At 45.7% G+C, this 15,858-nt stretch carries 15 protein-coding genes; 6 read left to right on the top strand and 9 right to left on the bottom strand.

Annotated features, from left to right (window positions below; all coding sequences use genetic code 11):
• Position 1: 1 nt before the first annotated feature.
• Genes AZI86_RS09200 through menA form a run of 4 tightly spaced genes read right to left on the bottom strand, consistent with a single transcriptional unit; the run spans position 2 to position 3,322 of the window.
• Complete coding sequence (locus AZI86_RS09200) at positions 2–325, bottom strand: DUF1636 family protein (protein WP_253715846.1); 324 nt, start codon at positions 323–325, stop codon at positions 2–4.
• Positions 322–1,482: an AMP-binding protein gene (locus tag AZI86_RS09195; protein ID WP_061834751.1), complete on the bottom strand. Its 1,161-nt coding sequence runs from the start codon at positions 1,480–1,482 to the stop codon at positions 322–324. Before AZI86_RS09195 ends, AZI86_RS09200 begins: the two co-directional genes overlap by 4 nt.
• The gene (locus AZI86_RS09190; RefSeq protein ID WP_061834750.1) at positions 1,458–2,444 is read right to left on the bottom strand and encodes an enolase C-terminal domain-like protein; all 987 of its coding nucleotides are present in this window, start codon (positions 2,442–2,444) and stop codon (positions 1,458–1,460) included. The genes AZI86_RS09195 and AZI86_RS09190 overlap by 25 nt, the downstream gene beginning before the upstream one ends.
• The gene (menA, locus tag AZI86_RS09185; RefSeq protein ID WP_061834749.1) at positions 2,441–3,322 is read right to left on the bottom strand and encodes a 1,4-dihydroxy-2-naphthoate octaprenyltransferase; all 882 of its coding nucleotides are present in this window, start codon (positions 3,320–3,322) and stop codon (positions 2,441–2,443) included. The genes AZI86_RS09190 and menA overlap by 4 nt, the downstream gene beginning before the upstream one ends.
• Before the next feature lie 148 nt (positions 3,323–3,470).
• Here menA and AZI86_RS09180 point away from each other — a divergent pair, with 148 nt between their 5' ends.
• Positions 3,471–4,697 carry a DNA recombination protein RmuC gene (locus AZI86_RS09180; protein ID WP_061834748.1) on the top strand — a complete coding sequence of 409 codons (1,227 nt, stop codon included), beginning with the start codon at positions 3,471–3,473 and terminating at the stop codon, positions 4,695–4,697.
• Here the strand turns inward: AZI86_RS09180 and AZI86_RS09175 are convergent.
• Positions 4,694–5,242: a histidine phosphatase family protein gene (locus tag AZI86_RS09175; protein WP_061834747.1), complete on the bottom strand. Its 549-nt coding sequence runs from the start codon at positions 5,240–5,242 to the stop codon at positions 4,694–4,696. The genes AZI86_RS09180 and AZI86_RS09175 overlap by 4 nt on opposite strands.
• A gap of 188 nt (positions 5,243–5,430) precedes the next feature.
• On the opposite strand from AZI86_RS09175, the gene AZI86_RS09170 reads away from it, so the two are divergent.
• The 5 genes from AZI86_RS09170 (at position 5,431) to AZI86_RS09150 (ending at position 12,232) form a co-directional block, all read left to right on the top strand.
• Positions 5,431–7,224: a hypothetical protein gene (locus AZI86_RS09170; RefSeq protein WP_061834746.1), complete on the top strand. Its 1,794-nt coding sequence runs from the start codon at positions 5,431–5,433 to the stop codon at positions 7,222–7,224.
• Between the two features lies 1 nt (position 7,225).
• Positions 7,226–8,596, top strand: coding sequence for a hypothetical protein (locus AZI86_RS09165; RefSeq protein WP_061834745.1), 1,371 nt, complete (start codon positions 7,226–7,228; stop codon positions 8,594–8,596).
• Positions 8,597–8,604: 8 nt separating this feature from the next.
• The gene (locus tag AZI86_RS09160; protein WP_061834744.1) at positions 8,605–10,161 is read left to right on the top strand and encodes a PEP/pyruvate-binding domain-containing protein; all 1,557 of its coding nucleotides are present in this window, start codon (positions 8,605–8,607) and stop codon (positions 10,159–10,161) included.
• A 142-nt stretch (positions 10,162–10,303) separates the two neighbouring features.
• Positions 10,304–11,248, top strand: a complete 945-nt coding sequence (locus AZI86_RS09155; protein WP_061834743.1) for a serine hydrolase — start codon at positions 10,304–10,306, stop codon at positions 11,246–11,248.
• 45 nt (positions 11,249–11,293) lie between these two features.
• Positions 11,294–12,232 carry a M12 family metallopeptidase gene (locus tag AZI86_RS09150; protein WP_061834742.1) on the top strand — a complete coding sequence of 313 codons (939 nt, stop codon included), beginning with the start codon at positions 11,294–11,296 and terminating at the stop codon, positions 12,230–12,232.
• Positions 12,233–12,290: 58 nt separating this feature from the next.
• Here the strand turns inward: AZI86_RS09150 and fliW are convergent, their stop codons facing one another.
• The 4 genes from fliW to flgK form a co-directional block, all read right to left on the bottom strand.
• Entirely contained in the window at positions 12,291–12,818 is a 528-nt protein-coding gene (gene fliW, locus AZI86_RS09145; RefSeq protein ID WP_061834741.1) for a flagellar assembly protein FliW, read from the bottom strand.
• 187 nt (positions 12,819–13,005) lie between these two features.
• Complete coding sequence (gene csrA, locus AZI86_RS09140; protein ID WP_061834740.1) at positions 13,006–13,233, bottom strand: carbon storage regulator CsrA; 228 nt, start codon at positions 13,231–13,233, stop codon at positions 13,006–13,008.
• Between the two features lie 60 nt (positions 13,234–13,293).
• Positions 13,294–14,379 (bottom strand): flagellar hook-associated protein FlgL, encoded by a 1,086-nt coding sequence (gene flgL / locus AZI86_RS09135; protein WP_061834739.1) that lies wholly within the window; start codon positions 14,377–14,379, stop codon positions 13,294–13,296.
• Between the two features lie 20 nt (positions 14,380–14,399).
• Positions 14,400–15,809: a flagellar hook-associated protein FlgK gene (gene flgK, locus AZI86_RS09130; RefSeq protein ID WP_061834738.1), complete on the bottom strand. Its 1,410-nt coding sequence runs from the start codon at positions 15,807–15,809 to the stop codon at positions 14,400–14,402.
• Between the last annotated feature and the right edge of the window lie 49 nt (positions 15,810–15,858).

Below are 15,858 nucleotides of genomic sequence, written 5' to 3'. Positions count from 1 at the left end.
GCTATTTGATTTTATCGCGAAGCAGGTTCAATAATTCTTTGCGGTCTTCTTCCGGGTGCACCGTCAATGTGATAGTTTCGCCACCTGTCGACGCAAAGGTCACCGCTTGAGTTTCATCGATGCAGACATCTAAACAGCTAGAGGTAACAATGCGGATTTTTTTAAGGTCGCCGGTTTCTTTAAAAGCCTTCTTAAGATAGGTCTTAAGATTTTCTCCGGCATTGCCTTCTTCTTTAAGGCTCTTCGAGCTGATGGACTTTGCGCATTTCGTGCAAACCATCACGATACCTTCAGACCACGGGTTTTCTTCACGTTGGATGCTCATAGTTTTCTCCTCAACTCGGACCACAAAATTTTCCCCAGATCGCTGCGGGGAATCTTATCAACGTAATAAATCTTACGCGGTTTTTCAAATGGAAGCACGTCCATTGCAAACTGGTTTATTAACTTTTCCGTCTGCTCTGGACTTAGATGGCTGACCATGTGAACCTCCGTGCCCAGCCTGTCAGAAGGCACGTCAATCAACGTGACTTTTAAAGGCCAACTCGCATCCATCTTTAAGGCCACTTGATCTAAAATCGAACGCAGACGAGCCATGTTTGTGGCTTCACCACCAATTTTTATATAATCCTTTTTACGCCCCTGAACGGTGATGACCCCACCGTGAACTTCGCCTTGATCTTCGGTCGTAAACCAGCCGTCTATTTTCGGGTCCCAAGTGAAGCGCCCCTCTGAAAGATTCTGGGCGTAGCAGGTAAATAAGGACTCAGCTTGAACTTCCAAAAATCCTTCATCATTGGTCCGTGCCTTGGCATGGGATAAAAGCTTCATCGCGGGATATTCCAAAGCTTTTAAAGAATCTAAACTCGCGGTCGCAATTTGCGAGGCCGTTTCGGTCATCCCGTAACTTGGTAGCACGGGCCAGCCTAATTCTCGGGCTTTCATGAATAGATCTTTTTCTAAAATACCCCCGCCGACGACGACGGCTCTTAATGACTGAGGGCAGCGATACCCTGCCAAAACTAAATCATACACTTGAGTTGGAACCAAAGCAGACAGTGTGCAGTGCTCGCTTTTAACGATGTTATAAAAATGCTCAGCATCCCAACGTTGTTCATTGAGAGCCGGGATCACCGCGGACCGACTTAAAAAAGCGCGGGCCTCGATTCCAAATCCACCAACATGAAAGTGCGGCAGAACTTGGGTCCATTTGTCTTGAGCAGTGACCTGCAAGTGCCTGTTAACTGACATTGCGGAGGCCAATAAAGATGTTTTTGAGATGGCCACCAACTTCACGCTGGCCGCGGATTCTGCTGTGGATCCAGATGTGGAAAACCAGACATGTCCTTTTAAGGATCGGTCCTCTTGCGTGCATGAGGCCAGCCTGTAAAGACTTTCAAAATCCGCTTTGGGCAATCGCGGATTGAGCAGAATTTCGTTATCCGCTGATTCAAAATTTATAGGCGCGCGAGTTTCTGCCATGGCAGCGCCTCCAAAGTTTCATCAAAGCCAATACCGTCACCCGCAACCGGGTAAATAAATGGGCCGTCTGTCCGTATTTGTTTTGAAAATGCGTCTTCAACAAATGCGGCCTGAGTTAAACAACCCGATTGTAAAACCATATCGCCGTATTCATGTTTTAGCTCGGCCGCCACCGCCGCCGCATGGATCACACCCACCGGATGATCCATGTAACTGGTCACCGCGACCTTGCAATTATATTTTTGCGCAAAGTGAACGGCTTCGGCGACATCGGTCTTTGCTGGCTTTAGAATAATAACATCAAACTCCGGATCGGTGTGATGAAGGACATGGGCAAGATCTTGATCCATTGCCAACGGAGCAAAAGGGCGCACCTTCGACCAAGATTTTGCGTCGTAAGGAAACGGATCCTCAACGTACTCAATCTGCTTACGAACATCCTCGGGAACCGCAGACATGAAGTCCTTGTAAACGCTGTCACTAAGAACATTGTTAAAATCTAAGCGCAGTCGAAATGATGTACCAGCAAAATGGCGCAGCTGATGAAGTTCTTTTTTTAAATCTCGGCCTAATTTGATCTTGATCGTATCAAAGCCTTGCAGCTTTAATGCATTTAAATGATCGCCATCAATGTCCATGATCGAAGATAAAAGAGCATTGTTTTTTAGCTGTGGTTTTTCAGGTAAAAGATTTCTTTCAGCAAAGCGAGCCTCGGCATCCCGGCGGGCAAGCCACAGACTTGAATGCGATAACGCTGTCAGCTTACCTTCACGTAAAATGCGCAATTGTTCGTCCAGGCTTTGGTCACCCAGCTCAGCCCAAGGATGAAGATCGGCAAAACCCACCAGGCCGTCATTCCACCTCACCATCAACAAAACACCCTCACGACCAGCCCCTTGAACTTTAGCATTCAAAGACTGACGAGGAGTTAGTTGATAGGAGGAATAGAAAATATCTTTCAAAAAGCAAATCCCAACGTCAACAGCAGACCAAACACCAAATGCAATCCGGCGGCTTGACCCAAGAATTTGTTATAGGAAGCACTAGGTTCTGTCGTGAAAACATTCTTAGTCACTTTGATGGCGAGCGGTAAAGCTAACAACGACACCATCGCCGGGATTTTATATCCCTCGACCCACCAGTAAATATTTAAAAGAAACGGCAAGAAACACAAAGCCGCAATTTCAAAACGCGAGAACTTCACCCCAAAGCGCACGGCCAAAGTTTTTTTATTCACTAAAGCGTCACCCGCGCGATCGCGAAGGTTGTTGATCGCAATCAAAACAGTCGCATGAAATCCAATCTGCAATCCCAAGACAAAAGCTTCCGGCATCCATTCGCCGACGTTCAGGTAAACAATCCCCATGACCGCCAACAAGCCAAAAAACAAAATGACAAAAAGATCGCCCAAGCCCAGGTAGGCTAACGGAAATGGACCTGCCGTATAAGCATAACCCATCAACACCGAAGCAATACCGATCGCCACGATCACCGCTCCGCCTTTTAGCACTAACGGAATGCCGCAAAGAACCGCCAAAGCAAAACACAAAGATCCTAAAGACATCACCTGATTGGCCGTCATAATCCCGGCTTGCGTGATACGTTGAGGTCCGATGCGTTTTTCCGTATCCGCACCTTTTTTAAAATCCACCGCATCGTTCACGAGATTCGTTCCAATTTGGATAAGAAAAGAGGCCATCAAGGCATAAAAAAGAACCCATCCATCCCATGAAAGACCGATAGCACGAACCAAGGCCGTTCCAGCAAGGCACGGCACCAAGGCCGCAGTCAGAGTTTTCGGACGGAACGCTAAAAGCACACTTTTGACTTGAGAATTCATTTTTGCATCGCATTGTTGAAAGTTTAAAAGCCCCTGAAGGCCCTTCTTCTTTTATCAGATTCTTTTCTCGTGACCAAAAGAAATTCTAGAGGCAAAACCTCTCTGATTCGCGTTAGAATGCCTTAAAGTCGAATTTTGTGGAGGGCCTATGGATATTTTGATTTCTTTCTTAGCTTTTGTGGCCGGTGCGGCGATTGCGGGAATCATCACTTATTTCAAATTTAAAGCCCAGTCGGCGACTGAAAAAAGTCAGCTGCAAAGCGATCTCAGCTCTTTGCAGTTAAAAAACGAGCTTTTAACTCAAAGCCTGCAAGAACAAAAAGACCTGATGGTCGAAGCCCGCAAGCAGCATGACAAGCTTGCCGACAACATGAAAATCCAATTTGAAGTCACCGCGCAAAAGATTTTTGAAGAAAAATCAGCCAAATTCACCGATCAAAATCATAAAAACATCGCCTCCGTTCTTGAACCTTTAAAAGAGCGCATCAAAGACTTCGAAAAAAAGGTCGAAGAAACTTATTCCACCGAACGTTCGGAGCGCGGCATGCTGCGCGGGGAATTAAGCAAAATGATGGAGCTGAACAAAGTGATGTCCGCCGAAACTCAAAATTTAACCAAAGCACTTAAAGGCGAAGTTAAAACCCAAGGAAATTGGGGCGAGCTGATTTTAGAAAACATTCTAGAACGCTCAGGATTGCGCAAAGGTGAAGAGTACATCATCCAAGGCACGGACATGGATTTGCGTGGGGATGATGGACAAATCCTTCGTCCCGACGTGATCGTGAACCTTCCTGATGAAAAACATTTGATCGTCGATGCAAAGATGACTTTGGTCGCTTACGAACAATATGCCTCTTCAAACACACCCGAAGATTTAGAACGCACCGGAAAGCTTCACGTAGATGCTTTAAAAAAACACATCGATGGTCTTTCCGAAAAGAAATATCACTCTGCCGAAAAACTGATCACGCCTGATTTCGTGATTTTATTTATGCCGCTGGAACCCGCCTTTGCCTTGGCATTTAAATTAAAACCGGATCTTTTCAATTACGCTTGGGAGCGTAATATCGCGATTGTGAGCCCCACAACGTTGCTAGCGACCTTAAGAACTGTCGCGGCCCTTTGGAAACAAGATCGCCAAGAAAAGAATGCCCTTGAGATCGCGAAACGCGGCGGACTTTTATACGAAAAATTCGCCGGGCTTTTAAAAGATCTGCAGAATTTGGGAGAAAAACTAGGCGCCGCCCAGAAAGCCCACGAAGACGTGATTAAAAAAGTCAGCGAAGGGCGAGGTAATCTGATTGACCAGGTTGAAGATCTAAAGCGCCTGGGAGCAAAAACCGAAAAGTCCTTACCCCAGCTAGAAAATAATTAATAAAGATCTTGAGGGATGCTGGTGAGGTAATAACTGCGATCCGCTTGCTGCTCTAAAATCCAGAAGCGGTCAAAAACGTTCTCGCTCCAACGTTTAGGGAAGTCTCCCTCTAACGGGTTTAAAAGATCAGGAATCCCTTTGCGGTTCCAGCAGATAACAACGGTTTTCCCATCAAACTTCGTATTTCTTAGAACATACTCCATCAGGTCTTCGCCGTCGTCTTTATCAAACGAAGAATCTAGCGGCACTTTTAAAACCTGCGCCGCCGGGGCGACCGTTTCCACTGAACGCAGACTGCTGTTGCCTTTGGGAGAAGCCGCAAAAAAGATCTCTGGTTTGCCATATGTGTTTAAAAACCCCGAGCTGCTAAAGTATTTTGCCAGGGCTTCCGCCCGCGCATAACCTTCGGGTGAAAGGTTCTTTTCAAGGTCTGAGACCTTCTCTGCATGGCGAAGAATTATGATCCTAGCGGGAGCCGCCTGTGCCGTTCCAGCATTACAAAAAGCCAATACTAGCAAACAAAGACTTAAGATTCGGATGATCAAGCAAACCTCTCAGTAAGAAACGGATCCATGAAATAACTTAGATTCTTGCATTACGGTAGTTTTTCAACTTGGGGCCTCAGAGAGAGTGAAGTTCTTACTTGTATTAGAGCAGTTCCCTACAAAGCCATTTACTTAAAACATAAAGCTGTTAAAAGAGCCTCTCAATTTTGACTAGCCAGAGGACTTTCATGAAAATCACAAAAGTATTGTTGTCGTTTGCAGTTGTCGCGATCAGCCTTTTTGCCGTCGCTCAAAGCGTTTCCGTAAAAACTATCGAAGAGTATAACAGCCTTCTTCCAGTCTGGGGAACGAGCTGGTCACCTGGGGCAAAATCCATCAATGGCTATTACCCAACCTTTTACACTGGATTTGCGATGCGCCAGCAGGCCCCAGAGCGTATCCATGTGCGCGTCAGCCGCGGGAACCAAACTCGTATTTCGGTTATTTTGGACGACCAAGCCCTGACCGATTATGCCTTTGACCTTGTAAAGCGTTATGAGGTTTACAGAGCTCTTACTAAAGGCCCTGGTGCTAAACTGAATGTAAATCCTTCAGGCTCAAAACTTCTGCCGCAGCTGGATTTATACAACCAAATCATCGAGTCCCCGAACTATGATATTTTAGGCCTTGTCGACCGCGCCAGTAAAGGTGCTGAATCTGCTGAAAGCACTTACGCAAAAAGCTTGAATATCTTGAGAGCTTTAAACCCAGGCCGCGTATTCATCTTGAATCTGAACTTAGCTCAAGAATTCGCGAAATGGAAAACTCAAGTACAGCAGTCTTCTGGTGGCAACGCCGCTAAAATCACGGGCAACCCACAAGAAACTATCATCGCGATCAATACTCTTCTTTTCGGTCGCGTGAATTACACGCAAAAACCAAGTGCTGACGTTATGGCAAAATTAACGAAAGCCATTACATTAGCGACCAATGGTGCTTCAGACAATGAATTCACAATGGCCGCTTTGGATCTTTTTGTGGCGGTGACGGGTTCTAAGTACGATTTCAAAGTCGTTAACAACCAAGGCCACTGGCAAAAAGCTTTGCAGTGTTCTTCAGCTTCTAGCTGTTATCTAAGCTACCCAGAATTCACCGCTATTTACCCAACAGGTTCTGTTGAAGAAAAAACGTCTGATGAATTCGGCAACCGCATTAATGCCTTCTCGACTCCGGGTCTTTGGCAATTCCTGTCTCGTTCAGGTGGTCGCGAAGTCGATAATATCCGTAATGAGCCCTACTATGGATTTGCACCTAAAATGGATTACCAAGACATCGGGAATGGATTTCATAATCCCGCGGTGCGTTTCTGGGATCCAAGCAAAGCCGTTAAGCAAGCTTTGGGTTTAAACCCTGGTCACAACACTTATTGGGCGGTTAAACGCGGTGGCGTTTCTCATGGGTGCTTGCGCTTTTCTATCGGTGGCGTTTGGGAATTCCGTCAAATCATTCCGGTTGAAAACTCTAAAATGACTCAAGTTTCGTTCTTCGGTAACCGCGCGCAAGACTTCGATCTTTATGATATCGATGGCAGTGGCGAATTGAAAGTCATGGGAACTGAATACTTCATCTCTTACGGTCTTCAAGGTGCGGACTCTACGGCTCGCCGCGAAGGTAAAGGCTTAGAAATCAATGCCGATAAAAAGTATGACTTCTATGTCGACCTTTATGGTGCGAAAAATGTGTTCTCGCTAAATGAAAAACAAGAATACGTCTTTGCCAACCCACGCATTTCTTTGCCGTCTTACTTAGACTTTAAAAAGGCATCCGTGAGCACGCGTTTACAAATTCCTGGTCAGTACCGACTTTACGAACAAGCTTACGAAAAAGACAAAGTACAAATGTACGCTATCGGCGAGATGACTCCGCAAAACAAATTGATCGCGCGCCTTATGGGCCGTGTTCGTGGATGTGCTCCGACTTCGAATAAACAACAATGTGGCGAAGCCGCTTTCGATCAAGAATTAAAAAGTTTGGTGAAATAATATGAAGAATTTTATCGCTGCCGTTTTATTGCTAGTTTCTTTTAATGCCCAAGCAGATCTGGCGGGCACTTTTAAGAAAATTCAGAACACCTATAAAGGTCCTTTCTCTCTCAATTACATGCAAGGGACTTTAGGCCGTGTGCCTATTCGTGAATCTGAAGTTGCTCCTGGAGTTTTCCAATTCCAATCGGCGTTCCGTAACGATATGGCACGTGAATTAGCGACGCAAAATGATTTCTATGTCGGAAATCTATTTACCACGAACTATTACGAGCTTATGGGCAAATACGTTTATGGCAACCAGTATGGCAGCTACGTATTAAACCATGGGGCTCTTTTAGCGGCCGCCCCGCAAGCTTCCGCACAAACAGCATCTATCGTTCGTCACTGGGTTTTAGAGCGTCACTATGTGACCTTTTTCCCTAATAACAAACATGCAGCGTCTTTCACTCTTCGCGGTGTGAGCGGAGCTGAATTTGAACAAGAATATGCTTATTACTTCTTTAATTTTGCTTTAACCGCGGTGACAGAAGATTTCCAATTCTTGCCATTGTTCGTTTTGGCGAAATCAAGCCCCATCGCTGACGCGTCTTCTTTAGAACGCGCCCGCACGATGATTGCGAATCTTTATGATTCAATGAAAATGCAATACGGCGATCAAGATTCTGCGGTCAAAGCTCTTTATCAGCTTCGCAATACGATCCATAACCAGATTTCTCCAGACGTCATCAACCAAATCAATACCTACTTGAACAACTACCCTCGTTACGCTTCAAGCACACGCGGAACGTTGACTCAGATACAAGATATCTTACGCGCCTACTTTAACGTCGGCCCAAAACGTATTACCGATCTAGCGAAAAAAGTGGGTGCAACAAACGTACAAGTGGCGGCTGAAGGCTTAGCTAAAAACGGCTTTAGTTCTCAGGGAGGCTTGGCTTTATCGCAAGCTTTGGCGGAAATTCGCACAGCACTTTCAACAAATGGCATTGCCGCGGATAAGAAAACAGATGCTTTGTTACTTTTGAGCTCTGCTTCTCAATACCTAAATAAAGAACTTAGCAATTTGAAAGTTCTTGAAACAAAATTACCGGTTCAAGCGGTGGTGAATCTTCTTTACGTGGAAGGCTTCTTAATCAAAGACAACTGGGACTATTTTTCTTCTGAAGTGGCTGCTTCTGCAAGTCCGGCAGCGGCGGTGGCGATGATTCCAGATCTTGCCGATATCGCTAACGACACTTTGAACCAAGCTTTCCAACCAGCTTTGGATCAATGGGTCTCTTTAGAGCCAAAAATGCAGTATTTTATTGATAACACTATTAAATCATCAGCCCTTAACACGGCTTCTTTAATCGCGAAGAAAGTAAAATAGAGGAATCTATGAAAAACATCGTTCTTTCGATCTTAATCACTGTGGCCGCTTCATTTGCAGGCGCTCAAGCCAAGGTCATGAATGCCGGTGAAGCATTCGGTCAGCTTGTTTACCTAACCGCTGAAGACGTCACTTCAGAATCTCCGAAATACAAAGCGGTGAGCGCCCTCTCAATCCCGGTTTTTGGTGAGTTGCCACTGGATATGTCAGTGACCGCGGGAGCGATCACTTTAAAACAACAAACTTTGTTGTCGCACGTTCAATTGAAATCTCGCGCACGTCGCACACCAAACTTAGATATTTCTGCTCTTGAAGGGGGACTTTCAAATCCTCTTTTTGCGTCTTATCCAGATGGCTCGTGGGTGCACATGGTTTTGGGTGATGATGGTTCTATCTTGCTTGAGCCCTCCACAGAAGCTGCCGCGGTTCAATATTACAACAGCAAAAAGTTAGATCCTGTGACTTTGCGCTCTGATCTTACAGCGAACCATGTTTTTGCGGCCGCGGATCTTGGTTCAGGTGATGCTATTCGCGTAGGTTCAAAAGCAGCCAATTATGCGGAGCTAGCAAAAGCATTAAATTCGGCAGACCGCACGGTTGTGCGCCCGGGTTTTGCGATTCCATTTTATTTTTACCAAGAGTTCGTAGACACAAATCCGAAAATCAAAGCCGCTATCGCTTCGATTCTTAAAGACCCTTTAATGACAAAAGTTGCGAAAGTGAGCTATCGCGAGACGAAACTTGCAGCTTTACGTGACCTTATGAATAGTGAAGAGGCCGTTGTCAGCGAAACCTTGATCGACGAATTACTTGCACGCTTTGAAACTATCCGCGACCCTAAGACCGGTTTCCCGCGTAAAATGAAACTTCGCAGTTCAACAAACTCTGAAGACCTTCCGAACTTTAATGGCGCGGGCCTTTACGATTCTGATGGTTACAATCCCGTGACTAAAAAAGGTAAAGAGCGCTCTATCGAAGAAAAACGTGCAGCGCTGAAAAAAACTTTGCGCACGGTTTGGGCTTCGGTTTGGAACTTGCGTGCCTTTGACGAACGCGCGTACTTCCGCATTCCTCACAGCGAAGTGAAAATGGGGATCCAGGTAAATCTGTCCTTCCAAAATGAAGACGCTGACGGTGTTGTCGTCACGAAAAACGTTCCTCGCGATGCTAATTGCATCGGTCGTTGTGTTTACATCGAAGTTCAGCGTGGGAATGAATACAGTGTGGCAAATCCAGTTGCGGGCGTAAAACCACAAAAAGTATTGATCGATGTTGATGACCAAGATCCAACGAACGTCAGCCTTTACAAGGTGAACGTTATGCAAAATTCAAACATTGCTGATGACACTAAAACTATCTTGGCTGAAGACAATCCAAATCCAGTTATTACACTCGAAGAAATCAAAGATTTGACTCTTCAAGTGATGAAAGCGCATTTGCACTTTAAACCAATCTTGGGTGACAAAAATGATGATTTCGCTTTGGACTTAGAATTCAAAGTGGATCGCGAAGACACAGCGGCACGCCAAGTGTACTTAAAACAAGCTCGTCCTTACCTAGACTAGTTTCACATTCATTACACACTCTAAATTCTAGTCTGTACTTCCGTCGTGCCAGGCCTTGTTGCCTGGCACTGTCATATTTACCATTTAGTAATAAATAAATCTTTAGTACGTCCATTCACCACTGCTCATGGAGGAGCTTCGAATGAACCACTTATCTCTGGTCCGTCACGGACTTGTCGCGACCTTTTTGTTCACATCCCTACAAACTTTCGCGGCCATGCCGACGAATCCCGTCACCGACGCGAATTTTTCGACTTTACCTAACGGGGTCAAGTTGCAAAATATCGCCGTCAGTGGTGTTCGCTTAAGCCTTACTCGCGGCATCGGCACCAAGTTCACCGCCGCTCATCAAGCCAGTTACGAGAAAATTAAAGCAGACACTTTGACCAATCCAAAATCAAAAGTGCAATGGGCGATCATGGACTTAGATGCTCACCGTGTTTTGGGTGAAAGCTTAAATTCAAATCGAAAAATCTTTGGGGCTTCATCTTCAAAAATATTCGTCGGTGGCGCCTTGATGAACAAACAAAATGGCGCGATCAGCAATTCTCAACTTCAGCTGATGGCTAACATGTTGGTGGTTTCATCTAACGAAGCTTGGGTGAATCTGCAATCTCAAGTCGGTGATGGCAACGCCAATACGGGTCGTTCACGCATCAATGACTTCACTCAAGGTTTGGGTTTAGAAAAAACTCGTGGATACCAAGGCTACTGGGGCAACATCCATGGAAACGAACTCACCGCGGCTGAAACCGTTGAATACCTGCACAGTGTTTACAAAGGCGACTTCCCTGGTTCTGAAACACTTTGGAAGGTGATGCACGCTTGCCGCACAGGTGCTAGCCGCGGCCTTAAATACTTACCACGTACCACTTACGTGGGTGGCAAAACCGGAACTTATGATGGATCCACCGTGGATCCTGAAACGGGGGCAGGTATTAACGTTGCGATTCGCAATCACGTGTTAATCTTTAACGTGGATGGCCGCCAGTATGGTCTAACGATTCTTTCTAATTCCGGATCTGACGAAGCGACAGCAATCTTAGCGGGTGGTTTATTCCGTGAGTTTACAGGTTATAAAGATTAATTTGGATGAGTTGACGTAATCTTTTTGTCGTGGATAAGTTTATCCATGGCAAAAAGTTTTGGTCGCTGGATGCTCCCGGCAGTTATTGCAATTTTGATCCTTACTTTCTTTTTTTGGAAAAAGGAATCAGCCATCAGTTCTGCTCCTCTTGCAGAAGATAGCAACGTAGAAACTAAGCATACAACAACACCCTCACCCTCAACACCGCCAACTCCCCCGAAAATCAACGCTGAGTTAGAACCACCTGCCTTATCTGCGACAGGGAGTTTTGAGCATTCTGAAATAGAACCAAAGAATAAAAAATCTTCCGAAATCCCATTACACTATCAAGTCAGTCCTGAAGGACTAGCCGTCGTTGATGGCGATATCGTCCTAGGAGAAGCTGGGCCAGGACAAATTGGCGCCGGAATTTCTAGGGCAAGCCAACTGCAGCTATGGCCCGGAGGAAGAATTCCATTTTTCATTCAAGGTGATCTTAAAAATCCAGAACGTGTGATCACGGCGCTTGGTCTTTTTGTTGATAGCGGTCTGCAGTTCACACCTTATCGGGATGAAGAAGATATTTTGGTTTTTCAGACCGCTGAATCTGGGTGCAAATCTTATTTAGGAAAAGTTGGTGGTAAACAACCCATCTGGATTGGTCCAAATTGCGGCGTTACTGAAATTGCCCACGAAATCATGCACGCGGTGGGATTTATTCATGAACAAAATCGCAGTGACCGTGACAAATACGTCCGTGTTCTTTGGGATAATATTATGGATTCAGCCAAAGGAAACTTTGAACTGTTTCCCGCAGAGCTCATGACTGCCAGCGGAACAGCGCCCTTTGATTTTGAGTCGATCATGATTTATCAGCCGTCCGCGTTTTCTCGTAATAACCAGACGACATTAGAACCTCTATTAAATGGCGCGGTCATCAGCCCCAGCCGTAACTTAAGTCCTTCCGATCAAGCACGCATTCGTCGCGCTTATCAGCTGCCATAAAAACAAAAGCCCCCTGATTTTTCAGAGGGCTTTTTTATTTTCTAAATTTAAATACTAATTAAAGCTCAGCGTCTTTAACCAATGTCAGCTTGGTTGCTACGTCGATACCTGAAGATTGATTTTTCAAAGCCACTGTTGGATTTTGCACCACACGTTGTTGAAGCTTTGCAAAGATCGGTTCACGGATCGCCAAGTTATTATCTTGAAGAACGCATTGGCGGGCTGTACGAGTCGCCACGTTGATCACGACCGGCGCTTTTAAGTTCGCGGTCATCAAAGTAGGATCGTCAGGAATAGTTACGATAGAGAAATAACGAGCTTTATCTTGAGCCGTCATTTTCAATGCTTCAAGATCGCTCTTTGTTAGATTTGCTTTGTATTGAGGAGCAAACAGCTCTGGCTCTAACACGGGGAAAGCGATATGCGGAGATTCGCAAGATTGTAGCCACGCAAAAATCTCGTCGTTTGGATCATCCAAAAGAACAAACTGACGAAGATCGGCGAAACCTAATAGGCCTTCGGCAAAAGTCAGAACATCTTCTTGTTTCAGCTCAACTTGGCCGAATCGCGATGTCGAAATGATCATCAACCCCCCCGGGCAAAAGAACTCACAGTTTCTTCCTTTAGTTTAGACACAGAAGGACGGAAGACCGGTGAGTACAATTACAAATCTGGACCTAAATCCAGGGAGACTCAAATGAATTCAGACGACTTGATACTCCGCGCAAGCGGAAGACCTGGGAAAGGCCCATGGAGGGGCCTTTTTGGAGCCATTATGGCTTTAGAAGTTTGCTTAAATTGCGAGTTTTATCTGCAGATACAGAGACTGACTGCTGATTTTGGTCTTGAATTGCAGCGTAGACTTCTTCACGGTGAATTTTCGTATCCTTAGGCGCTTCAATGCCTAGGCGAACTTGTTTACCTTTAATTTGTACTACTCTGATTTTGATGTGGTCATCGATAGCGATGCTTTCACCCAACTTCCGTGTGAGAACCAGCATGACAACTCCTTTTGCTGCAGTCGTTATCGGTAGTTTTAAGCGGAACTGTAGGTATTATTTTTATCTTAGAAAGTCAAGAAGGCTTGGTTGAATTAACTTACCCGACGTTTCGAGAGTCGCTTTCAGCGTGGAATCCGTCTTGTTGATATCAGAGATCACCTGGAATGCATCCGCATCTTCCAGCTGGGAAGCCGTCGTTTTATTGTCCACGACCGCCTTTTGCAGGGAATCCATGGTGTTATTTACGGCCATAACTCTGGACCCAACCTCAGAACGGGCTAAAACCACCTGAGAAATGGCTTGATCCAGGGTATCAAGGCTTTCTTGGATCCCTTGTTTATCGTTGGTTTTAAGCGAGACCTCTAAATCACGAATCGTAGAGAAAATATTGATCCCTCCACCGCCCTCAACCGGATCCTGGCGCCCTTTGGTGCGAGAGCCGCTGCCGACCGACGCAGGGCCGCGCGTGGGAAGGTAATTTTCCTCAATCTCTTCATTATATTGCTTACGCTGGACTTCGTCTTGCTGGAACTGCTTAAGTTCTTCCACATTATTCGGCGACTCATAAGAGGCCCGCGCAATCCCGTCGCTACCCAAACCACGACCCAAAAAGACCTTACTGCCTGCGACATTCATCGCGACAAAAGAGTCTTTGTGAACTTGGATCTTCATGTCACCGTCATCGCCTTTGTACTGGCCACTTTGATCAAAAGGCATCTTGTCGGTTTTATAACCACCAAAGATGTATCTTTCACCCAGCTTACGATTCCCGATTTGCACGGCTTGATTGTAGATCTGTTCGATCTCTGAAGCGGTCACCATACGGCTTTCTTCATTACCGCTGGCATCATTGGACTGGCTGACAGCCAATTCCTTCGCGCGAACTAGGATATCTGAAAGCTCGCCGAGAGACTGATCAGAGAACTCTAAAAAAGATTTCGCGTTATTGATATTTTTAATGAATTGATTATTTCCACGCTCTTCAGTACGAGCCGCAAGAACACGGGCCGAAGCTAAAGGATCGTCGGAAGGTTTATTGATACGCTTTTGAGTCGCAGCTTGATTCTGCAAATCGGCCATGTCGGAACGATTCTTCGACAAGTTCGAATTGACCTGATTGAAAGCCATTTTATCTGCGATTCTCATTGCGTACTAATATCCCTTATCTACAGTCGTTTTAAGTTAAGAACAGTATCAAACATTTCATCTGCCGTTTTGATCAGTCGGGCGGAAGCATCATAAGTTTTTTGGAATTCGATCATTTTCGTTGTCTCTTCATCTAAAGAAACCCCACTGATGCTTTCACGGATATTGCTTAACTGATTCATCACGTTTTTTTGGGACTCTTGGGCTTTCACCGCACGCTGGGTGACGGCCCCCATTTGTCCTACTTGCGTATTGTAATAATCATCTAAAGTCGCAGTTCCATCTTGCATCACCTGACGGTACTGCAAAGAAGAAATCACGTTGGCGACAGTGTTATCACCTGCCGCTCCGGCTTGCGCCCCGGCCGCGATACGACCCACGTCATTGAAAACCGATTTATTCAAAGCGATTTCCGTGGCCGCACCTTTAACTTGATCAGGCATCTCAAAGAACAGCACGCCAGGGCGACCGTTCTTATCAAAGCCTTCTATATGCGCCGTATTTACTTCTTTAGCCAAGGTGTAAGCCATTTTATCGACGTGACCCAAAAGGTCTTCAATAACATGGTCACGAACATCTAAGGCACCACCAATACGACCACCCGTAATTTGATCTGTGATATTTGCCGGCGACCCCGCCGTTCCCATAAAGAAAACTTCGACGCGATCACGATTGTCTGTTTCTTTTGCGGCAAGCTCTGAAGAGCCCACACCTGAAACCAGGATCGCCGTGCGACCGGCGGTCACCGTGACCATCCCGTCTTTGCTTTCCGCCCAAGAGATGTCGATTTTTTCACCTAGTTTTTTAAGAACGACGTCACGACGATCGCGTTCGTCATTGGCCGGGATTTTTTGAATCTCGACGGTTTGAATTTTTTCATTCAATGACGCAAGTTCCTTGGTCAATTGATTGATCTCTTCAACCGTTGTTTTGATTTGCCCGTCTAAGTCATCTTGCACGGCTCTTAATTGACCGGTCACGCGACCGAAATCTTTGGTCAACGCAACAGCTGATTCACGCACCATCGTGCGCGAAGCCAAGCTTTCTGGATTATTAGAAAGTTCACGGAAAGAGTTAAAGAAATCAGTCATGTACTGATTCAAACCCTTGTTGTTTTGTTCATTGTAAATTTGCTCAACGCGAGACAAACCATCCGCACGGGCATCGGTGAAACCCATGCTCATGCCTTCACGTTGAATTTGTTTTTCTAACCAAGGATTATTCACTCGCGTAACAACACCCGCCCGAGCACCCATCCCGATCTGAAGATTACCCTCACCGATCGGAACGTTGGAAAGCAACTCGACTCTTTGTCGAGAGAATCCTTCGGTCGATTTGTTAGCGATATTGTGACCCACTGTTTGTAAAGCCGTCTGAGAGTTCATCAGAGAGCGTTTACCAGTATCCATCATCGCCGAGATTTTAGACATCCTATCCTCATCTTCGGTGGTGCAACCCGGAGGAACGAGTACTTATATT

Origin of the sequence: Bdellovibrio bacteriovorus, from assembly GCF_001592735.1 — a bacterium.
Classification (GTDB): domain Bacteria; phylum Bdellovibrionota; class Bdellovibrionia; order Bdellovibrionales; family Bdellovibrionaceae; genus Bdellovibrio; species Bdellovibrio bacteriovorus_D.
The sequence above is the reverse complement of the archived record's forward strand: the minus strand, read 5'-3'. Positions and strand labels throughout refer to the sequence as shown.

What these genes read in the sequence shown, in the direction of transcription:
- menA (WP_061834749.1), bottom strand. Translation starts at nt 3,322, where the DNA reads ATGAATTCTCAAGTCAAAAGTGTGCTTTTAGCGTTCCGTCCGAAAACT.
- flgK (WP_061834738.1), bottom strand. Translation starts at nt 15,809, where the DNA reads ATGTCTAAAATCTCGGCGATGATGGATACTGGTAAACGCTCTCTGATG.
- AZI86_RS09200 (WP_253715846.1), bottom strand. Translation starts at nt 325, where the DNA reads ATGAGCATCCAACGTGAAGAAAACCCGTGGTCTGAAGGTATCGTGATG.
- AZI86_RS09155 (WP_061834743.1), top strand. Translation starts at nt 10,304, where the DNA reads ATGAACCACTTATCTCTGGTCCGTCACGGACTTGTCGCGACCTTTTTG.
- AZI86_RS09150 (WP_061834742.1), top strand. Translation starts at nt 11,294, where the DNA reads ATGGCAAAAAGTTTTGGTCGCTGGATGCTCCCGGCAGTTATTGCAATT.
- AZI86_RS09195 (WP_061834751.1), bottom strand. Translation starts at nt 1,482, where the DNA reads ATGGCAGAAACTCGCGCGCCTATAAATTTTGAATCAGCGGATAACGAA.
- AZI86_RS09170 (WP_061834746.1), top strand. Translation starts at nt 5,431, where the DNA reads ATGAAAATCACAAAAGTATTGTTGTCGTTTGCAGTTGTCGCGATCAGC.
- flgL (WP_061834739.1), bottom strand. Translation starts at nt 14,379, where the DNA reads ATGAGAATCGCAGATAAAATGGCTTTCAATCAGGTCAATTCGAACTTG.
- AZI86_RS09180 (WP_061834748.1), top strand. Translation starts at nt 3,471, where the DNA reads ATGGATATTTTGATTTCTTTCTTAGCTTTTGTGGCCGGTGCGGCGATT.
- fliW (WP_061834741.1), bottom strand. Translation starts at nt 12,818, where the DNA reads ATGATCATTTCGACATCGCGATTCGGCCAAGTTGAGCTGAAACAAGAA.
- csrA (WP_061834740.1), bottom strand. Translation starts at nt 13,233, where the DNA reads ATGCTGGTTCTCACACGGAAGTTGGGTGAAAGCATCGCTATCGATGAC.
- AZI86_RS09165 (WP_061834745.1), top strand. Translation starts at nt 7,226, where the DNA reads ATGAAGAATTTTATCGCTGCCGTTTTATTGCTAGTTTCTTTTAATGCC.
- AZI86_RS09160 (WP_061834744.1), top strand. Translation starts at nt 8,605, where the DNA reads ATGAAAAACATCGTTCTTTCGATCTTAATCACTGTGGCCGCTTCATTT.